14 protein-coding genes are annotated in these 14,220 nt (G+C 68.8%); 9 read left to right on the top strand and 5 right to left on the bottom strand.

Annotated features, from left to right (window positions below; genetic code table 11):
* Window positions 1-56 precede the first annotated feature (56 nt).
* Complete coding sequence (locus ACNI65_RS24490) at window positions 57-518, top strand: hypothetical protein (RefSeq protein ID WP_416760052.1); 462 nt, start codon at window positions 57-59, stop codon at window positions 516-518.
* A gap of 1 nt (window position 519) precedes the next feature.
* On the opposite strand, the gene ACNI65_RS24485 is transcribed toward ACNI65_RS24490, so the two are convergent.
* The 3 genes from ACNI65_RS24485 to mnmA form a co-directional block, all read right to left on the bottom strand.
* Window positions 520-1,167, bottom strand: a complete 648-nt coding sequence (locus ACNI65_RS24485) for a response regulator transcription factor (protein WP_343641342.1) — start codon at window positions 1,165-1,167, stop codon at window positions 520-522.
* A 32-nt stretch (window positions 1,168-1,199) separates the two neighbouring features.
* Window positions 1,200-2,438 (bottom strand): sensor histidine kinase, encoded by a 1,239-nt coding sequence (locus ACNI65_RS24480; protein WP_416760050.1) that lies wholly within the window; start codon window positions 2,436-2,438, stop codon window positions 1,200-1,202.
* Between the two features lie 156 nt (window positions 2,439-2,594).
* The gene (mnmA, locus tag ACNI65_RS24475) at window positions 2,595-3,722 is read right to left on the bottom strand and encodes a tRNA 2-thiouridine(34) synthase MnmA (protein ID WP_416760048.1); all 1,128 of its coding nucleotides are present in this window, start codon (window positions 3,720-3,722) and stop codon (window positions 2,595-2,597) included.
* Between the two features lie 258 nt (window positions 3,723-3,980).
* Here mnmA and ACNI65_RS24470 point away from each other — a divergent pair, with 258 nt between their 5' ends.
* On the top strand, window positions 3,981-4,859 hold the full coding sequence (locus ACNI65_RS24470; protein WP_416760047.1) for a response regulator: 879 nt from the start codon (window positions 3,981-3,983) through the stop codon (window positions 4,857-4,859).
* Window positions 4,860-4,897: 38 nt separating this feature from the next.
* On the opposite strand, the gene ACNI65_RS24465 is transcribed toward ACNI65_RS24470, so the two are convergent.
* Together ACNI65_RS24465 and ACNI65_RS24460 are read right to left on the bottom strand one after the other, a co-directional pair.
* Window positions 4,898-5,392 (bottom strand): NUDIX hydrolase, encoded by a 495-nt coding sequence (locus ACNI65_RS24465; protein WP_416760046.1) that lies wholly within the window; start codon window positions 5,390-5,392, stop codon window positions 4,898-4,900.
* Window positions 5,393-5,484: 92 nt separating this feature from the next.
* On the bottom strand, window positions 5,485-5,997 hold the full coding sequence (locus ACNI65_RS24460) for a hypothetical protein (protein ID WP_416760045.1): 513 nt from the start codon (window positions 5,995-5,997) through the stop codon (window positions 5,485-5,487).
* Window positions 5,998-6,204: 207 nt separating this feature from the next.
* Here ACNI65_RS24460 and ACNI65_RS24455 point away from each other — a divergent pair, with 207 nt between their 5' ends.
* From ACNI65_RS24455 to ACNI65_RS24425, 7 genes are all read left to right on the top strand, one after another.
* Window positions 6,205-7,323: a Re/Si-specific NAD(P)(+) transhydrogenase subunit alpha gene (locus ACNI65_RS24455; RefSeq protein WP_416760044.1), complete on the top strand. Its 1,119-nt coding sequence runs from the start codon at window positions 6,205-6,207 to the stop codon at window positions 7,321-7,323.
* A gap of 13 nt (window positions 7,324-7,336) precedes the next feature.
* Complete coding sequence (locus ACNI65_RS24450; protein ID WP_416760043.1) at window positions 7,337-7,687, top strand: NAD(P) transhydrogenase subunit alpha; 351 nt, start codon at window positions 7,337-7,339, stop codon at window positions 7,685-7,687.
* Window positions 7,688-7,691: 4 nt separating this feature from the next.
* A complete protein-coding gene (locus ACNI65_RS24445; RefSeq protein ID WP_416760041.1) occupies window positions 7,692-9,113 on the top strand; it encodes an NAD(P)(+) transhydrogenase (Re/Si-specific) subunit beta in 1,422 nt (473 codons plus the stop codon).
* Between the two features lie 49 nt (window positions 9,114-9,162).
* On the top strand, window positions 9,163-11,088 hold the full coding sequence (locus ACNI65_RS24440) for a sensor histidine kinase (protein ID WP_416760039.1): 1,926 nt from the start codon (window positions 9,163-9,165) through the stop codon (window positions 11,086-11,088).
* Window positions 11,089-11,283: 195 nt separating this feature from the next.
* Window positions 11,284-12,957, top strand: coding sequence for a long-chain-fatty-acid--CoA ligase (locus ACNI65_RS24435; RefSeq protein ID WP_416760037.1), 1,674 nt, complete (start codon window positions 11,284-11,286; stop codon window positions 12,955-12,957).
* 85 nt (window positions 12,958-13,042) lie between these two features.
* On the top strand, window positions 13,043-13,606 hold the full coding sequence (locus ACNI65_RS24430) for a hypothetical protein (protein ID WP_416760035.1): 564 nt from the start codon (window positions 13,043-13,045) through the stop codon (window positions 13,604-13,606).
* A gap of 54 nt (window positions 13,607-13,660) precedes the next feature.
* The gene (locus ACNI65_RS24425; RefSeq protein ID WP_416760033.1) at window positions 13,661-14,218 is read left to right on the top strand and encodes an NADPH-dependent FMN reductase; all 558 of its coding nucleotides are present in this window, start codon (window positions 13,661-13,663) and stop codon (window positions 14,216-14,218) included.
* Window positions 14,219-14,220: the final 2 nt, after the last annotated feature.

Genomic DNA, 14,220 nt, shown 5'->3' with positions numbered 1-14,220 from the left:
CGTCTCCCTAGAATCCGCGCGCAGTCGAGGTTTCGACGATTCACGAGGGATGAGAGATGAAGAAGTTTGCCGCGTTGTCCGCGCTGTGCCTGTCCTTGGCCGCCGCGCTGCCCGCCTTCGCCGATCCGGCGCCGGTGCCCGATTCCGCCCAGGCGCAGACGCTGCGCGACGCCGTCCGTGCCGACCGCAAGGGGGTGGTGCTGAAGGCGCTGTCGCTGGACGAAGCCCAGACCAAGCGTTTCGTGCCGGTCTATGAGGCCTACGAGCGCGAGCTGGCGGCGCTGAACCGCCAGTTCACCCGCATGTCGGTGGAGTACGTGCAGATCGGCGACAAGCCGAACAACGCGCAGTCGAAGTACTTCTCGAAGGGCTACCTGGGCTACGTCGATGCGGAGCAGAAGCTCTACAAGAAGTACCACCCGCGCGTGGTGAAGGCCATCGGCGAAGTGGGCGCCGCCCGCTTCCTCAGCGTCGAACGCCGCATTCGCGCCCTCCAGGACTACGACCTCTGGATCTGATTTAGATCCAACCCAGGTCGATGGCTCTGAGGACCGCCTGCGTGCGGTCCCGGACGCCCATCTTCGCGAAGACCGCGGAGCAGTGGTTCTTGATCACGCCCTCGCTGTTGCCCAGCAGCGCAGCGATCTCGGTGTTGCTGCGCCCGCTGGCCACCAGTCGCAGCACCTGCAGCTCCTTGGGGCTCAGCGGCTCGGGTTCGGGCGTCGCCGCGAAGGCGCGCTCCACCGGCGCGCGCTCCATGCGCTCGGTCAGCAAGGGCCGCAGCGCCGTCGATCCGCCCACCACGTCGCGCAGCGCCTGCACCAGCGTGTCCGGGCTGATCGCCTTCAGCAGGAATCCCCGCGCCCCCGCCCGCACCGCCTCGTCAAAGGCCGAGGTGTCGTCGAAGGTCGTCAGCAGCACGACCGGGATCTTCAGCGCCCGCGCCGCCAGCGCCCGGATCAGCCCGATCCCGTCCAGCCGCGGCATGCGCATGTCCGACAGGATCACGTCGGGCTGCTCGCGCGCCAGCAGCTCCAGCGCCTCCGCGCCGTCCGACGCCTCGCCGATCAGGCGGATGTCGTCGTGCAGCGCCAGCAGGCCCTTCAGCCCCTCGCGCACCAGTTGCTGGTCTTCCACCAGCAGCAGCTTGATCGTGTTCTCGCTCATGTCCTCTCCTTCCTGGATGGCGCCGGCCCGGTTCAGGCCCGCCGCGGGCAGTTCAGCTCGATCAGGAACCCGGGGTGGTGCCGCAGCACGTGCATCGTCCCGCCCAGTTCCGCCATGCGTTCCTGCATGCCCTTCAAGCCGTTGCCCTCGCGCAGCTTGCGCGTGCCCCGGCCATTGTCGTCAACCCGCACCCGCACCTGCGGACCGGATTCCTCCACGGCCTCCAGGCTGACGCGCACCCGCGTCGCCCCGGCATGCCGCACCGCGTTCGTCACCGCCTCCTGCACGCAGCGCAGCAGCGCGTGCGCGCAGCGCGGCGTCAGGTCCTGGGCCACCGGATCCAGCGCCAGCTCGATCTGCGTGCTGGCGATGCCCTCGGCCAGCGTGCGCAGCGCCGCCTCGAGGTTGATCCGCTGGCTCTCCCGCTCGCGCGACACCGCCGCGCGCACTTCCGCCAGCAGCCCCGCCGCGCCCAGCTTGGCCTTCTCCACCGCCTGCGCCGCGCCCGGCTCGTCGTGCCGCTGCAGCAGCGCCTCGCTGAGCTGCAGGTGCAGGTTGAGCGCCGTCAGGTGGTGGCCCATCACGTCATGCAGCTCACGCGCCATGTGCATGCGCTCGGCATAACGTAGCTGCTCGATCTGCAGGCGCTCGCCGGATTCCTTCTCGGCCAGCATCGCCTGGAACCAGCGTCGCCGCTCGGCCTCCGCGGCCACCAGCCGGCCCAGCCCGAAAGCCATCCCGTGCAAGGCCACCATGGACATCGCCAGGCCCAGGCTGTTCAGCCACCACGGCATGTCCGGCTGGACCTGCTCCAGGCGCTGGGCCTCGCTGGGCAGCAGCCAGTACAGCGCGACGTTGATCACCACCTGCGTCAGCGCGAAGCTGAAGGCGCGTCTCACGTTGAGCAGCAGCGCCGCCAGCACCGTCACCAGGAAGGGCAGGCCCGGCGTGACCAGCAGCGCCAGTCCGTTGAGCAGCACCACCCGCGCCAGCGCGTCAGGCGGCGGCAGGTCCAGGTACTGCTGCCGCGCCAGCCGCCAGAAATGCCAGGCGAAGAGCATGACCAGCGCCAGGCAGGTCAGCACGAACGGTGCGTCGTGCGTGGTGCCGCCGGTGCGCCGGTACAGGCTGGCGAGCACGCCGTCGTAGGGCTCCGTGACGTTGCCCATCAGGCCCCAGACGGCCGAGCCCAGCTCCAGCAGGCAGATCGCCAGCGCGGCGATGCGCAGCACGAAGGCGGGCTGGGTGATGCGGGCGAGCAGACGATCCAAGGGGAATCCAGACAACACGGCAAACCGCCAGCGTGCCACAAGGCGACGTCCGGCAGGGGAGGTGCGCATTGTCATGGGAGGCCCCTCAGGTCGCGCCCGTCATGCGACGAGCGCCCCGAATGCGCGGATGAGCTGCCGGGGACCGCGCGCGGATGTTCAGGCGATCGCCTCGGCGATCACGCCGCCGCCCAGGCAGACCTCGCCGTCGTAGAGCACGGCGCTCTGGCCCGGCGTCACCGCCCATTGCGGCTGCGGGAAGTCCAGCCGGATGCGGCCCTCGCCCGGCGTCAGCGCGCAGGGCGCATCGGCCTGCCGATACCGCGTCTTGGCGCCGAAGCCCTCGGAACCGGTCGAACTGGTGGCAGCCGGCATCTCGTCCGTCCAGCTCAGGTCCTGCGCCACCAGTGCGCGGCTCTGCAGCAGCGGGTGGTCGTGGCCCTGGACGGCGATCAGCGTGTTGGTCTCCAGGTCCTTGCGGGCGACGAACCACGGCGCGTGCTCGCCGCCGCCGCGTGGCGCGCCCTTGTCCTTGACGCCGCCGATGCCCAGCCCCTGGCGCTGACCCAGCGTGTAGAAGGACAGCCCCACATGCTCGCCGAGCTTGCGGCCGCGGTCATCCTTGATCGGGCCGGGCTTGTGGGAGAGATAGCGGTTCAGGAACTCGCGGAACGGGCGCTCGCCGATGAAGCAGATGCCGGTCGAGTCCTTCTTCCTCGCGTTGGGCAGGCCGATCTCCTCGGCCAGCCGGCGCACCTCGGTCTTGGGCAGATCGCCCACCGGGAACATCGTCTTGCGCAGCTGCTCCTGGTTGAGCCGGTGCAGGAAATAGCTCTGGTCCTTGAGCGGGTCCAGGCCCTTGAGCAGCTGCGTGCGGCCCTGCGGCGTCTCGCGCACCCGGGCGTAATGGCCGGTGGCGATCTTCTCGGCGCCCAGGCGCATCGCGTGGTCGAGGAAGGCCTTGAACTTGATCTCCGCGTTGCACAACACGTCCGGATTGGGCGTGCGGCCGGCCTGGTACTCGCGCAGGAACTCGGCGAACACGCGGTCCTTGTACTCGGCGGCGAAGTTGACGTGCTCGATCTCGATGCCGATCACGTCCGCGACCGCGGCCGCGTCGACGAAGTCGATGTTGGAGGAGCAGTACTCGCTGTCGTCGTCGTCCTCCCAGTTCTTCATGAAGATGCCGACGACCTCATGGCCCGCCTGCTTCAGCAGCCAGGCGGACACGGCGGAATCAACGCCGCCGGACAACCCGACGACGATGCGTTGCTTCTTGGGATTCATGGCGCGGGATTGTCCCAAAGGTCGGCATCACCCGTCCGGAACGAGGTCACCCCCGAGGTCACACCCTCCCGGGCGTGACGAATTCCGCATCGGTGACCGGCTCCTCCCCCATCTCTCCCATTGCTTCTTTCGTTTCTCCCCCGCCTGTAAGGCTTGGCTGACAAGGGTTTGCGCTCGGGCGTACAGCGTCTGCCGTTTTCGCCGACTGCTCCGCGCTGGGGCTGCGTCGGAAACTGGATGCAACAGGGAGAACCGATCATGAACGTTGTCATCGTTGAAGGATCCTTCACCGTCCGCGCCCAACTGCAGGCGCTGCTGGCCCGGGAGCGCCGCATCCGCGTCGTCGGCGAGGCCGCCGACGAGCAGACCGCGATCGAGGTGATCGCCCAGACCCAGCCCGACGTGGTGCTGATGGACCTCGCGCTGCAGCCCGGCAGCGGGCTGCGCGTGCTGCGGGCGATGCGCCAGCTGGGCGTGGGCGCCCGGGCGATCGTGCTGAGCAACAGCTACTACGAGGAGATGCGCCGGGCCTGCGCCGAGCACGGCATCTCCGGTTTCTTCGACAAGGGCAGCCAGGCCGAGGACGCGCTGGCCCTGCTGCGCAGCTGGCTGGCGCCGCTGCAATCCGACGAGGAAGAGCGCCAGGCCGCCGTCGAGGCCCTGGACCTCGAACAACCCGGCCCGAGCGCCTTCGACGAACTGGCCGACCTGGCCTGCGACATCAGCGGCGGCGCGATGGCGGCTGTCGCGCTGGCCGACGGCAACCAGCTCAAGCTGATCGGCACCTCGGGGCTGAACGTGCGCCGCATGCCTCGGGCACGCGGGTTCTGCTCGCACGTGATGCATCACGGCGGGCTGCAGGAAGTGCCCGACACCTGGCAGGACTCGCGTTTCCTGGACCATCCGCTGGTGCAGGGCGCGCCGTACGTGCGCTTCTACGCGTCGGTGCCGCTGTCGCTGAACACCGGCGAGATCGTGGGCAGCCTGTGCGTGATGGACCGCCTGCCGCGCCGGCTGCGCGAGCGTCAGCGCGAATCGCTTCTGACCCTGGCCCGCTGCGCGATCAATGAACTGGAGTCCTGCCGGCGCCTGCCGCGCCACCTGGAGCAGGCCGTCAGCGCCGCGATGACTCTCTGAGGCTTTGCCCCCTCGCCCGCGGAGCGGGAGAGGGGCTTTCAATGGGGCCAGGCTTTCGGCGCATACAGCGACGAATGCGCCTGCACCGCGTCCAGCGGCAGCCTCCGCCCGGCGGCGTGATCCTCGATGCATTGCAGGATCAGCGGGCTGCGATGGCGATCGCGGCTGGCGCGGATCTCCTCCAGCGTCATCCACAACGTACGCTGGATCGGCTCGTCGAAGGGCCGTCCCGGAATCTGATCCCCGACCCGGCCCGTGAAGGCCAGGCGCACGTAGGTGACGTCATCGCCGCGGTCCGGCCGCAGGAAACGCGACAGGTAGACGCCGAGGAAGGCGTCCGGCGTGAACGGCCGGGCGGTTTCCTCGAGGACCTCGCGCACGACGGCGTCGATGGTGGATTCGCCTTGCTCCAGATGCCCCGCCGGGTTGTTCAGCAGCAAACCGTCCCGGGTGAGCTCCTCCACCATCAAATAGCGGCCGTCCTGCTCGATCACGGCGGCCACGGTCACGCTCGGCTTGAATCGTTCGGTCATGGGTCCTTCCTGAAGTGCGGGCCGCATTGTGAACGCCGAAAATGAAAAACCCCGGCAAGCCGGGGTCGTGTCGTCTGGATGAGGGAGGGGGATCAGCGTCCGCGGCCGTGACCGTGGTCGTCGTCGCGGTCCCGATCCTTGTCCTTGCCCTTGTCCTTGTCGTGGCCGCGGCCGTGCCCATGGCCCGGACCGTCATCGCGGTGATCGTCCCGGCGGTCATCGCGCCAGTCGCGACGGCCGTCCGCGTACCAGCGGTATTCGCTGTGATCGCGGCGGTACTGTGGCGCGTAGACATCGCGATACCAGCCATCCCGCACGAAATAGACAGGCCGGCCGCACGCGTTGTAGCGCGCGCAATGCTTGGCCCAGTTCTTCTGATGGCCCGGGGGCACGCGCAGGTAGACCGCGGGCAGCGGCGCGGGCACGCGCTCGACCAGCACCGGGCGCTCGTACACCACCTGCGGGCGAACGTTGCCGATGTCGATCTGTCCATAGAAGCCCGGCTCACCGATGGTGACCGAGACACCCACATCGGCGGCCTGCGATGCCATCGGCACCAGGGCGGCCACCGCCAACGCACTGCTGAGAATGATTTTCGTGATCATGGTGTGACTCCTTCGGGGGTCATGAAACGCCTCCATTTAACGCCGCTTTCACTCCCTGGGAGGACTCTAGTTCACCATTCGAAACACGTTTGCCCCTCCATGTCCGAGGGGTTTCTCCTGGTGAAAACCCCTGTCGCGGGCGAGGCTCGCCCCGGGCGGTGGCCCGGTTAAGCTCGCCCGACCCTGATTCAGGCGGAGGGATTCCAGATGCTGATCGGTGTGCCGCAGGAAACCGCGGCGGGGGAAGCGCGCGTCGCCGCGACGCCGGAGACCGTCAAGAAGCTGGTCGCGCAAGGCCACGTGCTGCGCGTCCAGCATGGCGCGGGCCTGAACGCCAGCGCGACCGACGAGGCCTACGCCGCTGCCGGCGCGGAGCTCGTCACGCGAGACGCCGCCTTCGCCTGTGAGCTCGTGCTCAAGGTCCGGCCGCCCGACGCGGCGGAGCTGGCCTTGTTCCAGCCCGGCGCGGTGCTCGTCGGCATGCTCAACCCCTTCGACCGCGACGGCCTGCAGCGGCTGGCCGAAGCGCGGCTGACCGCCTTCGCGCTGGAAGCCGCGCCGCGCACCACGCGCGCGCAGAGCATGGACGTGTTGTCCAGCCAGGCCAACATCGCCGGCTACAAGGCGGTGATGCTCGGCGCCTTCCATTACCAGCGCCTGTTTCCGATGCTGATGACCGCCGCCGGCACGATCAAGGCCGCGCGCGTGGTCGTGCTGGGCGTGGGGGTGGCTGGCCTGCAGGCCATCGCCACGGCCAAGCGGCTGGGCGCGGTGATCGAGGCCTCCGACGTGCGGCCGTCGGTGAAGGAGCAGGTCGAATCGCTGGGCGCCAAGTTCATCGAGGTGCCCTATGAGACCGACGAGGAACGCCAGGCCGCCGAGGGCGTGGGCGGCTACGCCCGGCCGATGCCGCCGAGCTGGCTGCAGCGCCAGCAGGTCGAGGTGGCCAAGCGCGTCGCGCAGGCTGACGTGGTCATCACCACCGCGCTGATTCCGGGCCGGCCCGCGCCGGTGCTGGTCACCGAGGAGATGGTCCGCGCGATGAAACCCGGGTCGGTGATCGTCGACATCGCGGCGCCCGCCGGCGGCAACTGCCCGCTGACCGAGCCCGGCCAGACGGTGCGCAAGCACGGCGTGACGCTGGTGGGCGAGATCAACCTGCCCTCGCTGGTGGCGGCGGACTCGTCTTCGCTGTACGCGCGCAACGTGCTGGACTTCCTCAAGCTCGTGCTGACCCAGGAACGCGGGTTCGCGCTGCCCGCCGACGACGACATCGTCACTGCCTGCCTCGTCGCGCACGAGGGCCAGGTGACCCGCAAGGCCTGACGAGGAGCCCCGCATGGACGCCGTTTCTCCCACCCTGATCAACCTGACGATCTTCGTGCTGGCGATCTACGTCGGTTACCACGTCGTCTGGACCGTGACGCCGGCGCTGCACACGCCGCTGATGGCGGTGACCAACGCGATCTCCGCGATCGTCATCGTGGGCGCGATGCTCGCCGCGGCGCTCACCGAGACGCCGCTGGGCAAGTTCATGGGCACCTTCGCCGTCGCGCTCGCGGCGGTCAACGTCTTCGGCGGTTTCCTCGTCACGCGGCGGATGCTGGAGATGTTCAAGAAGAAGGAACGCAAGACGGCCGCCACCGACGGTAACGCCAACAGCAACGGCAACGGCAACGGGAAGGGCTGAGCTCATGTCGATGAACCTGGTCACCCTGCTGTACCTGATCGCCAGCGTCTGCTTCATCCAGGCGCTCAAGGGGCTGTCGCATCCCACGACCTCCATCCGCGGCAATGTCTTCGGCATGGCCGGCATGACGATCGCCGTGCTCACCACCGGCGCGCTGATCCTGAAGCTCGCCGGCGGGCAGACGCTGGGGCTGGGCTATGTGCTCGCCGGGCTGGTCGTCGGCGGCGGCATCGGCGCGGTGATGGCGCAGCGCGTCGAGATGACGAAGATGCCGGAGCTGGTCGCCTTCATGCACAGCATGATCGGCCTGGCGGCGGTGTGCATCGCCGGCGCGGCGGTCGTGGAGCCCCATGCCTTCGGCATCGCCCCGCGTTACGAGCCCATCCCCGGCGGCAACCGCGTCGAGCTCGCGCTGGGCTGCTTCATCGGCGCGGTGACCTTCTCCGGCTCGGTGATCGCCTTCGGCAAGCTCAGCGGCAAGTACAAGTTCCGGCTGTTCCAGGGCGCGCCGGTCACCTTCGCGGGGCAGCACTGGCTGAACGCGATCCTCGGCCTGGCCGCTGCGTTCTTCATCTTCGGCTTCTGGCATTCGCAGAGCGCGACGGACTTCATCCTCGTCGCGCTGCTGGGCTTCGCGCTGGGCGTGCTGCTGATCATCCCGATCGGCGGCGCGGACATGCCGGTGGTGGTGTCCATGCTGAACAGCTACTCGGGCTGGGCGGCCGCGGGCATCGGGTTCTCGCTCAACAACAGCATGCTGATCATCGCGGGCTCGCTGGTGGGCAGCTCGGGCGCGATCCTGAGCTACATCATGTGCAAGGCGATGAACCGGTCGTTCTTCAACGTGATCCTGGGCGGCTTCGGCGCCGAGGGCGCGACCACCGCCGCCGCCGCGCAGCAGCGCAACGTCAAGAGCGGCAGCGCCGACGACGCCGCCTTCATCCTGGGCAACGCGGAGAGCGTGATCATCGTCCCCGGTTATGGCCTGGCCGTGGCCCGCGCGCAGCACGCGGTCAAGGAGCTGGCGCAGAAGCTGATCGAGAAGGGCGTCACCGTGCGCTACGCCATCCATCCGGTGGCGGGTCGCATGCCGGGCCACATGAACGTGCTGCTGGCCGAGGCCGAGGTGCCCTACGACCAGGTCCACGAGATGGAGGACATCAACGCGGAGTTCGGCCAGACCGACGTCGCCATCATCCTGGGCGCCAACGACGTGGTGAACCCGGCCGCGCTGCAGAAGGGCAGCCCGATCTTCGGCATGCCCATCCTGGAGGCCTACAAGGCGCGCACCGTCATCGTGAACAAGCGCTCGATGGCCGCCGGATACGCGGGCCTGGACAACGAGCTCTTCTACATGGACAAGACCATGATGGTCTTCGGCGACGCGAAGAAGGTCGTCGAGGACATGGTCAAGGCGGTCGAGTAAGCGGACGGACAGGCGGCCGGGAAGGCGGGCCCACAGTCAGGTGATCGCGATGCGCCGGCTCGCGCTGATCGTCGCGTTGCCGCTGCTGCTGCTGATCGCGGTCCATCTGCTGTCGCAGCAGTACGGCACGGCGATGCCCTCGCAGGTCCTGCGCATGACCGAGGCGCGCCTGCTGCAGGGCGACGCGCATGACCCCGCGCAGGTGCTCGGGGCCCTGCCCACCGCCGGCCCGCCGGTGGGGCAGCCCGTCGAGCTGCCCGTGCAGATCCACGAGACCGACGCGCCCGGCGCGCTGTGGTTCGCGCTGGACTTCCGCCTGGCCCAGCACGCGGAGTCGCCTTATTGGCTCGTCATCCAGCATCGCCCGGCGGCGAGCGTCTACCTGGACGGGCAGCTGATCGCCAACTCCGGGCCGGGCAACGGCTCGGTGGCCGAGGACGAGGACGACCTCGCGCAGCGCGGGCTGCTGCTGGCCGGACGCCGGCTGCAGGTGAGCATCCCGCCCTCGCTGCTGCCCGCCGGCGAGCACCGCATCAGCCTGCGCCTGGCGCGGCCGGGCTTCGAGGGCGCGGGGCTGTCCGCGCCGCTGCTCGGCCCGGCCGGGCAGATCCGCGCGCTGCAGGAGGGCCGGCGCTTCTGGCAGGTGCTGCGCGTGACGACCGCGCTGGCGGGCCTGGTGATCGGCCTGTTCATGCTGATGGTGTGGCTCGCGCTGCGCCAGGAATGGCTTTACGGCGTCACCGGGCTCTTCTGCCTGTGCACCGCGCTGCTGCTGTCGCCCTACCTGCTCAACGGCGCGCTGTTCCCCGCGCCGTGGTGGCGCGTGACGCTGGACCTGGCCGACGTGGTGTCCAAGGCGGGTCTGCTCTTCCTGGTGGCGCGGCTGTCGGAGATCCCGGCACGCTGGGCCGAGAAGATGGCCGTGACCTACCTCGTGCTCGGCTGCGTCATCGATGGCACCGCCGCGTTCCTGGGTTGGAGCTGGACCGACTTCCACCACCCCTGGCCGTGGTGGGCCCTGGGCAGCCGCACTGTGGTGCTGGCCGCGGCGGCCGTGCTGGCGGCGCGCGCGGCGCTCGCGACCCCGCGCCGCGCGCACCTGGTGGCCGCCTGCGCGGTGGCCTTGTCGGGCTGGGTCTGGCTGTATGTGAGCTGGTTCGCGCTCGTGCTCTCCCGCCAGATGAGCGTGGTGGACATCAACGTCGTCGGTCACGGCGTGCTGATCACCATGGCGGGCGTGGCCTTGCAGCGGCGCTTCGTGGGCTCGCTGCGGGACGAGGCGATGGCGCGAGTGCGGCTCGAGCAGGCGCTCGACGCCCGCACGCGGGAGCTGCAGGACCGCTGGGAGGACCTGCAGGACAGCGAGCGCCAGCGCACCGCCGCGCAGGAGCGCGAGCGGCTGCTGCAGGAGATGCACGATGGCTTGGGCTCGCAGCTGGTGACCGCGCGGCTGTGCGCGGAACGCGGCGTGACGTCGCAGTCGCTGGTGGGGCTGCTCGACGACTGCATCCGCGAGATGCGGCTGACCGTCGACGCGCTGGCCGTCACCGATGGCGACCTGACGCTGCTGCTGGCCAACCTGCGCCATCGCATGGCGCCGCGGCTGCAGGACGCGGGGCTGGAACTCGACTGGCAGCTGTCGGACGTGCCGCTGCTGCCCACGCTGCGCGGCACCGGCGGGCGCGAGCTGATCCGCATCGTGCAGGAGGCGCTCAGCAACATCATTCACCACGCGGGCGCGACGCGGGTGCGCTTCTCCACGCGCGTGGACGAGGCGCGGGGCCAGGTCTTGCTGTCCATCGTCGACAACGGCCGCGGCCTCGCTGCCGACCTTCGCCAGGGTAACGGACTGCGCGGCATGCGCCGGCGCGCCGAACGCATCAGCGCGCAGATCGAGTGGCGCATTCCCGAGGACGCCCCGGTGGAAGGCGGCACCGAGCTGCTGCTGCGGCTGCCGCTGGACGCGCCCGCCTGAGCCGATGTTCGCCAGTGTGTCGTCTGTGTCTCGCCGATCTCGCGTTCGCGGCGCGATCCTCGCGAACCCGACGCATCGAGCCCCTTCCCGGTGCGTTCTGGAGGTATCTCTCCACTTTGTGCGCTCTATCGAATCCCCTGATGGGGGGCGCATGGCGATCAGCGAGAATCCGCGCCGTACCTTGGAGACAGAACAATGGAGAAGAACTGGCTGAAGCACTATCCGGCCGGGGTGCCCGCCGAGATCGATGCGGATGTCTATCCCTCGCTGGTGGAGCTGATGGAGACGGCGTTCAAGCAGTTTCCGGAGCGTCCCGCCTACAAGATGCTGGGCAAGTCGATCAGCTTCGAGCAGATCGACGAGGCCTCCCGCGCGCTGGCCGCCTACCTGCAGGGCCTGGGGCTGGAGAAGGGCGATCGCGTCGCGATCATGATGCCCAACGTGCCGCAGTACCCGGTGGCCGTCGCCGCCGTGTTGCGCGCGGGGTTCGTCGTCGTGAACGTGAATCCGCTGTACACGCCGCGCGAGCTGGAGCACCAGCTCAAGGATGCGGGCGCCAAGGCGATCGTCATCATCGAGAACTTCGCCGCCACGCTGCAGCAGGTGCTCGCGAGCGTGCCGACCAAGCACATCGTGCTCGCGTCGATGGGCGACATGCTGGGCTTCGCCAAGGGCATGGTCGTCAACTACGTCGTGCGCAAGGTCAAGAAGCTGGTGCCGGCCTTCGAGCTGCCCTCGGCGGTGCGCTTCAATGACGCCGTCTCCAAGGGACGCGGCCAGCGCTACACGCGCCCGGACGTCGGCCCCAACGACATCGCGGTGCTGCAGTACACCGGCGGCACGACGGGTGTCTCCAAGGGCGCCGTGCTGCTGCATCGCAACCTGGTGGCCAACACGCTGCAGTGCGAGGCCTGGTACCAGCCCGCGCTGAAGAAGAAGCCGGCGGACGAGCAGCTGATGAGCGTCTGCGCGCTGCCGCTGTATCACATCTTCGGTTTCACCACGAACCTGATGCTGTCGATGCGCGTGGGCGGCTGCAACGTGCTGATCCCCAATCCGCGCGATCTGCCCGCGGTGTTCAAGGAGCTCAGCCACCACAAGATCCACAGCCTGCCCGCGGTCAACACGCTCTTCATGGCGATGGCCAACCACGCGCAGTTCAACACCGTGGACTGGAGCGGCCTGGTGATCTCGGTGGGCGGCGGCATGGCCGTCCAGCAAGCCACCGCGCGCCTGTGGCTCGAGAAAACCGGTTGCCCCATCGTCGAAGGCTACGGTTTGTCCGAAACCTCGCCGGTGGCGTGCTGCAACCCGACGGACAGCACCGCGTACACCGGCTCGATCGGCCTGCCGCTGTCGAGCACCGAGGTGACGCTGCTGGACGACGACGGCAACGAGGTGCCCTCCGGCGGCACAGGCGAGATCGCGATCAAGGGCCCGCAGGTGATGGCGGGTTACTGGCAGCGTCCGGACGAGACGGCCAAGGTCATGACGGCCGACGGCTTCTTCCGCACCGGTGACATCGGCACCGTGGACGAGCGCGGCTTCTTCCGCATCGTGGACCGCAAGAAGGACATGATCCTGGTCAGCGGTTTCAACGTGTACCCGAACGAGGTCGAGGACGTGCTGACGCAGATGCCGGGCGTGCTCGAATGCGCGGCGGTCGGCGTGCCCGACGAGAAGGCGGGCGAGGCGGTGAAGGTCGTGATCGTGCGCCGCAACCCCGCGCTGACCGAGGCTGACGTCAAGGCTTACTGCGAAGCCAACCTCACCGGTTACAAGCGTCCGCGCATCATCGAGTTCCGCAACGAGCTGCCCAAGACGCCCGTGGGCAAGGTCCTGCGGCGTGAATTGCGCGACAAAAAGTAGCAGTCCGTAGCAGTTTCGGGGAATGTTCGCGGGCGCAAGTCGCCCGCCACGGCCTACAGTTCGCCCCTCCTGAGGAGGCAAGGCCGTGCTCGAAGAACGTTATGAAAAGACAGAGGCCGGGAGGGCGGAGATCAAGTCGCGCGCGCTGGTGCAGGCACGCGTGGCCCGCAACCTGTTGCTGGTGATCGACGCCAGCAAGACCGGCGCGGATTGGGTGGGGATGGTGCAGGGCGCCGCTCCCGCCGACCTGGAACTGCTGCTGCAGCATGCGCTGGTGAAGGCGACCGCCGGTGCGCCGCTGTCGCGCCCGATGGGTCCCAGCTCGATCGCCACGCCGATGGGCTCCGGTCCCGGATCCAGCAGCGGCCCCGCTTCGCGCGTGAGCGGCGCCTCGCTGTCGCGGCCTGCGCCATCCCGTCTGGCCGGCGCGCCGACGTCCTCGCTGGATTACGCCGGGCTGTACGCCGCGCTCAGCACCTTCGCCAAGCAGCAAGGCCTGCTCAAGGGCTACAAGCTGGCCTTGGAGGTCGAGCAATGCGCCGACATGAACCAGCTGCAGACCCTGGCGTTGGACATCATCGATCGCGTTCGCGCCAGCAAGGGCGATGCGTCGGCTCACGAACTGCGTGCGACACTGGGCTTCAACTGAACCGAACCACCTGACGCTGCGGAGGGTGGTTCTTCCTTTGTTGGGAGCACTCTCATGTCCTCGTCCTATCGTGTCGCGGTGCTGGTCGGCAGCCTGCGCAAGGCCTCGTTCAACCGTCAGCTCGCCCTCGCGCTGGCCAAGCTCGCGCCTGCCGAGCTGAAGCTGGAGATCGTCGAGATCGGCCAGCTGCCGTTCTACAACGAAGACGACGCGGCCGAGCCGCCGCAGGCCTGGGTGGATTTCCGCAACACGATCAAGGCCGCCGACGCGGTGATGTTCGTGAGCCCCGAATACAACCGTTCCATCCCCGGCGTGCTGAAGAACGCGCTGGACGTGGGGTCGCGTCCGTACGGCCACAACGCGTTCGACGGCAAGCCCGCTGCGGTGATCACGCTGTCGCCGGGCGCGCTGGGCGCCTTCGGTGCCCATCACCACCTGCGTCAGGTGCTGGCCTGCCTGAACACGCCGGTGCTGCCGTCGCCCGAGGTCTACCTGGGCGGCGCGGGCGACATGTTCAAGCCCGACGGCAGCCTGGCCAAGCCCGAGACCGAAGCCTTCCTGGGCAAGGTGATGACGGCCTTCGCGGCCTGGGTGCACAAGCTCAAGGGGTGAAG

It is taken from the genome of Roseateles sp. So40a (genome assembly GCF_048081605.1).
Classification (GTDB): Bacteria; Pseudomonadota; Gammaproteobacteria; order Burkholderiales; family Burkholderiaceae_C; genus Roseateles.
The sequence above is the reverse complement of the archived record's forward strand: the minus strand, read 5'-3'. Positions and strand labels throughout refer to the sequence as shown.

Bases quoted from the DNA above. Each gene is read 5' to 3' on its own strand.
- ACNI65_RS24490 (WP_416760052.1), top strand. From the start codon at position 57: ATGAAGAAGTTTGCCGCGTTGTCCGCGCTGTGCCTGTCCTTGGCCGCC.
- ACNI65_RS24485 (WP_343641342.1), bottom strand. From the start codon at position 1,167: ATGAGCGAGAACACGATCAAGCTGCTGCTGGTGGAAGACCAGCAACTG.
- mnmA (WP_416760048.1), bottom strand. From the start codon at position 3,722: ATGAATCCCAAGAAGCAACGCATCGTCGTCGGGTTGTCCGGCGGCGTT.
- ACNI65_RS24470 (WP_416760047.1), top strand. From the start codon at position 3,981: ATGAACGTTGTCATCGTTGAAGGATCCTTCACCGTCCGCGCCCAACTG.
- ACNI65_RS24465 (WP_416760046.1), bottom strand. From the start codon at position 5,392: ATGACCGAACGATTCAAGCCGAGCGTGACCGTGGCCGCCGTGATCGAG.
- ACNI65_RS24460 (WP_416760045.1), bottom strand. From the start codon at position 5,997: ATGATCACGAAAATCATTCTCAGCAGTGCGTTGGCGGTGGCCGCCCTG.
- ACNI65_RS24455 (WP_416760044.1), top strand. From the start codon at position 6,205: ATGCTGATCGGTGTGCCGCAGGAAACCGCGGCGGGGGAAGCGCGCGTC.
- ACNI65_RS24450 (WP_416760043.1), top strand. From the start codon at position 7,337: ATGGACGCCGTTTCTCCCACCCTGATCAACCTGACGATCTTCGTGCTG.
- ACNI65_RS24445 (WP_416760041.1), top strand. From the start codon at position 7,692: ATGTCGATGAACCTGGTCACCCTGCTGTACCTGATCGCCAGCGTCTGC.
- ACNI65_RS24440 (WP_416760039.1), top strand. From the start codon at position 9,163: ATGCGCCGGCTCGCGCTGATCGTCGCGTTGCCGCTGCTGCTGCTGATC.
- ACNI65_RS24435 (WP_416760037.1), top strand. From the start codon at position 11,284: ATGGAGAAGAACTGGCTGAAGCACTATCCGGCCGGGGTGCCCGCCGAG.
- ACNI65_RS24425 (WP_416760033.1), top strand. From the start codon at position 13,661: ATGTCCTCGTCCTATCGTGTCGCGGTGCTGGTCGGCAGCCTGCGCAAG.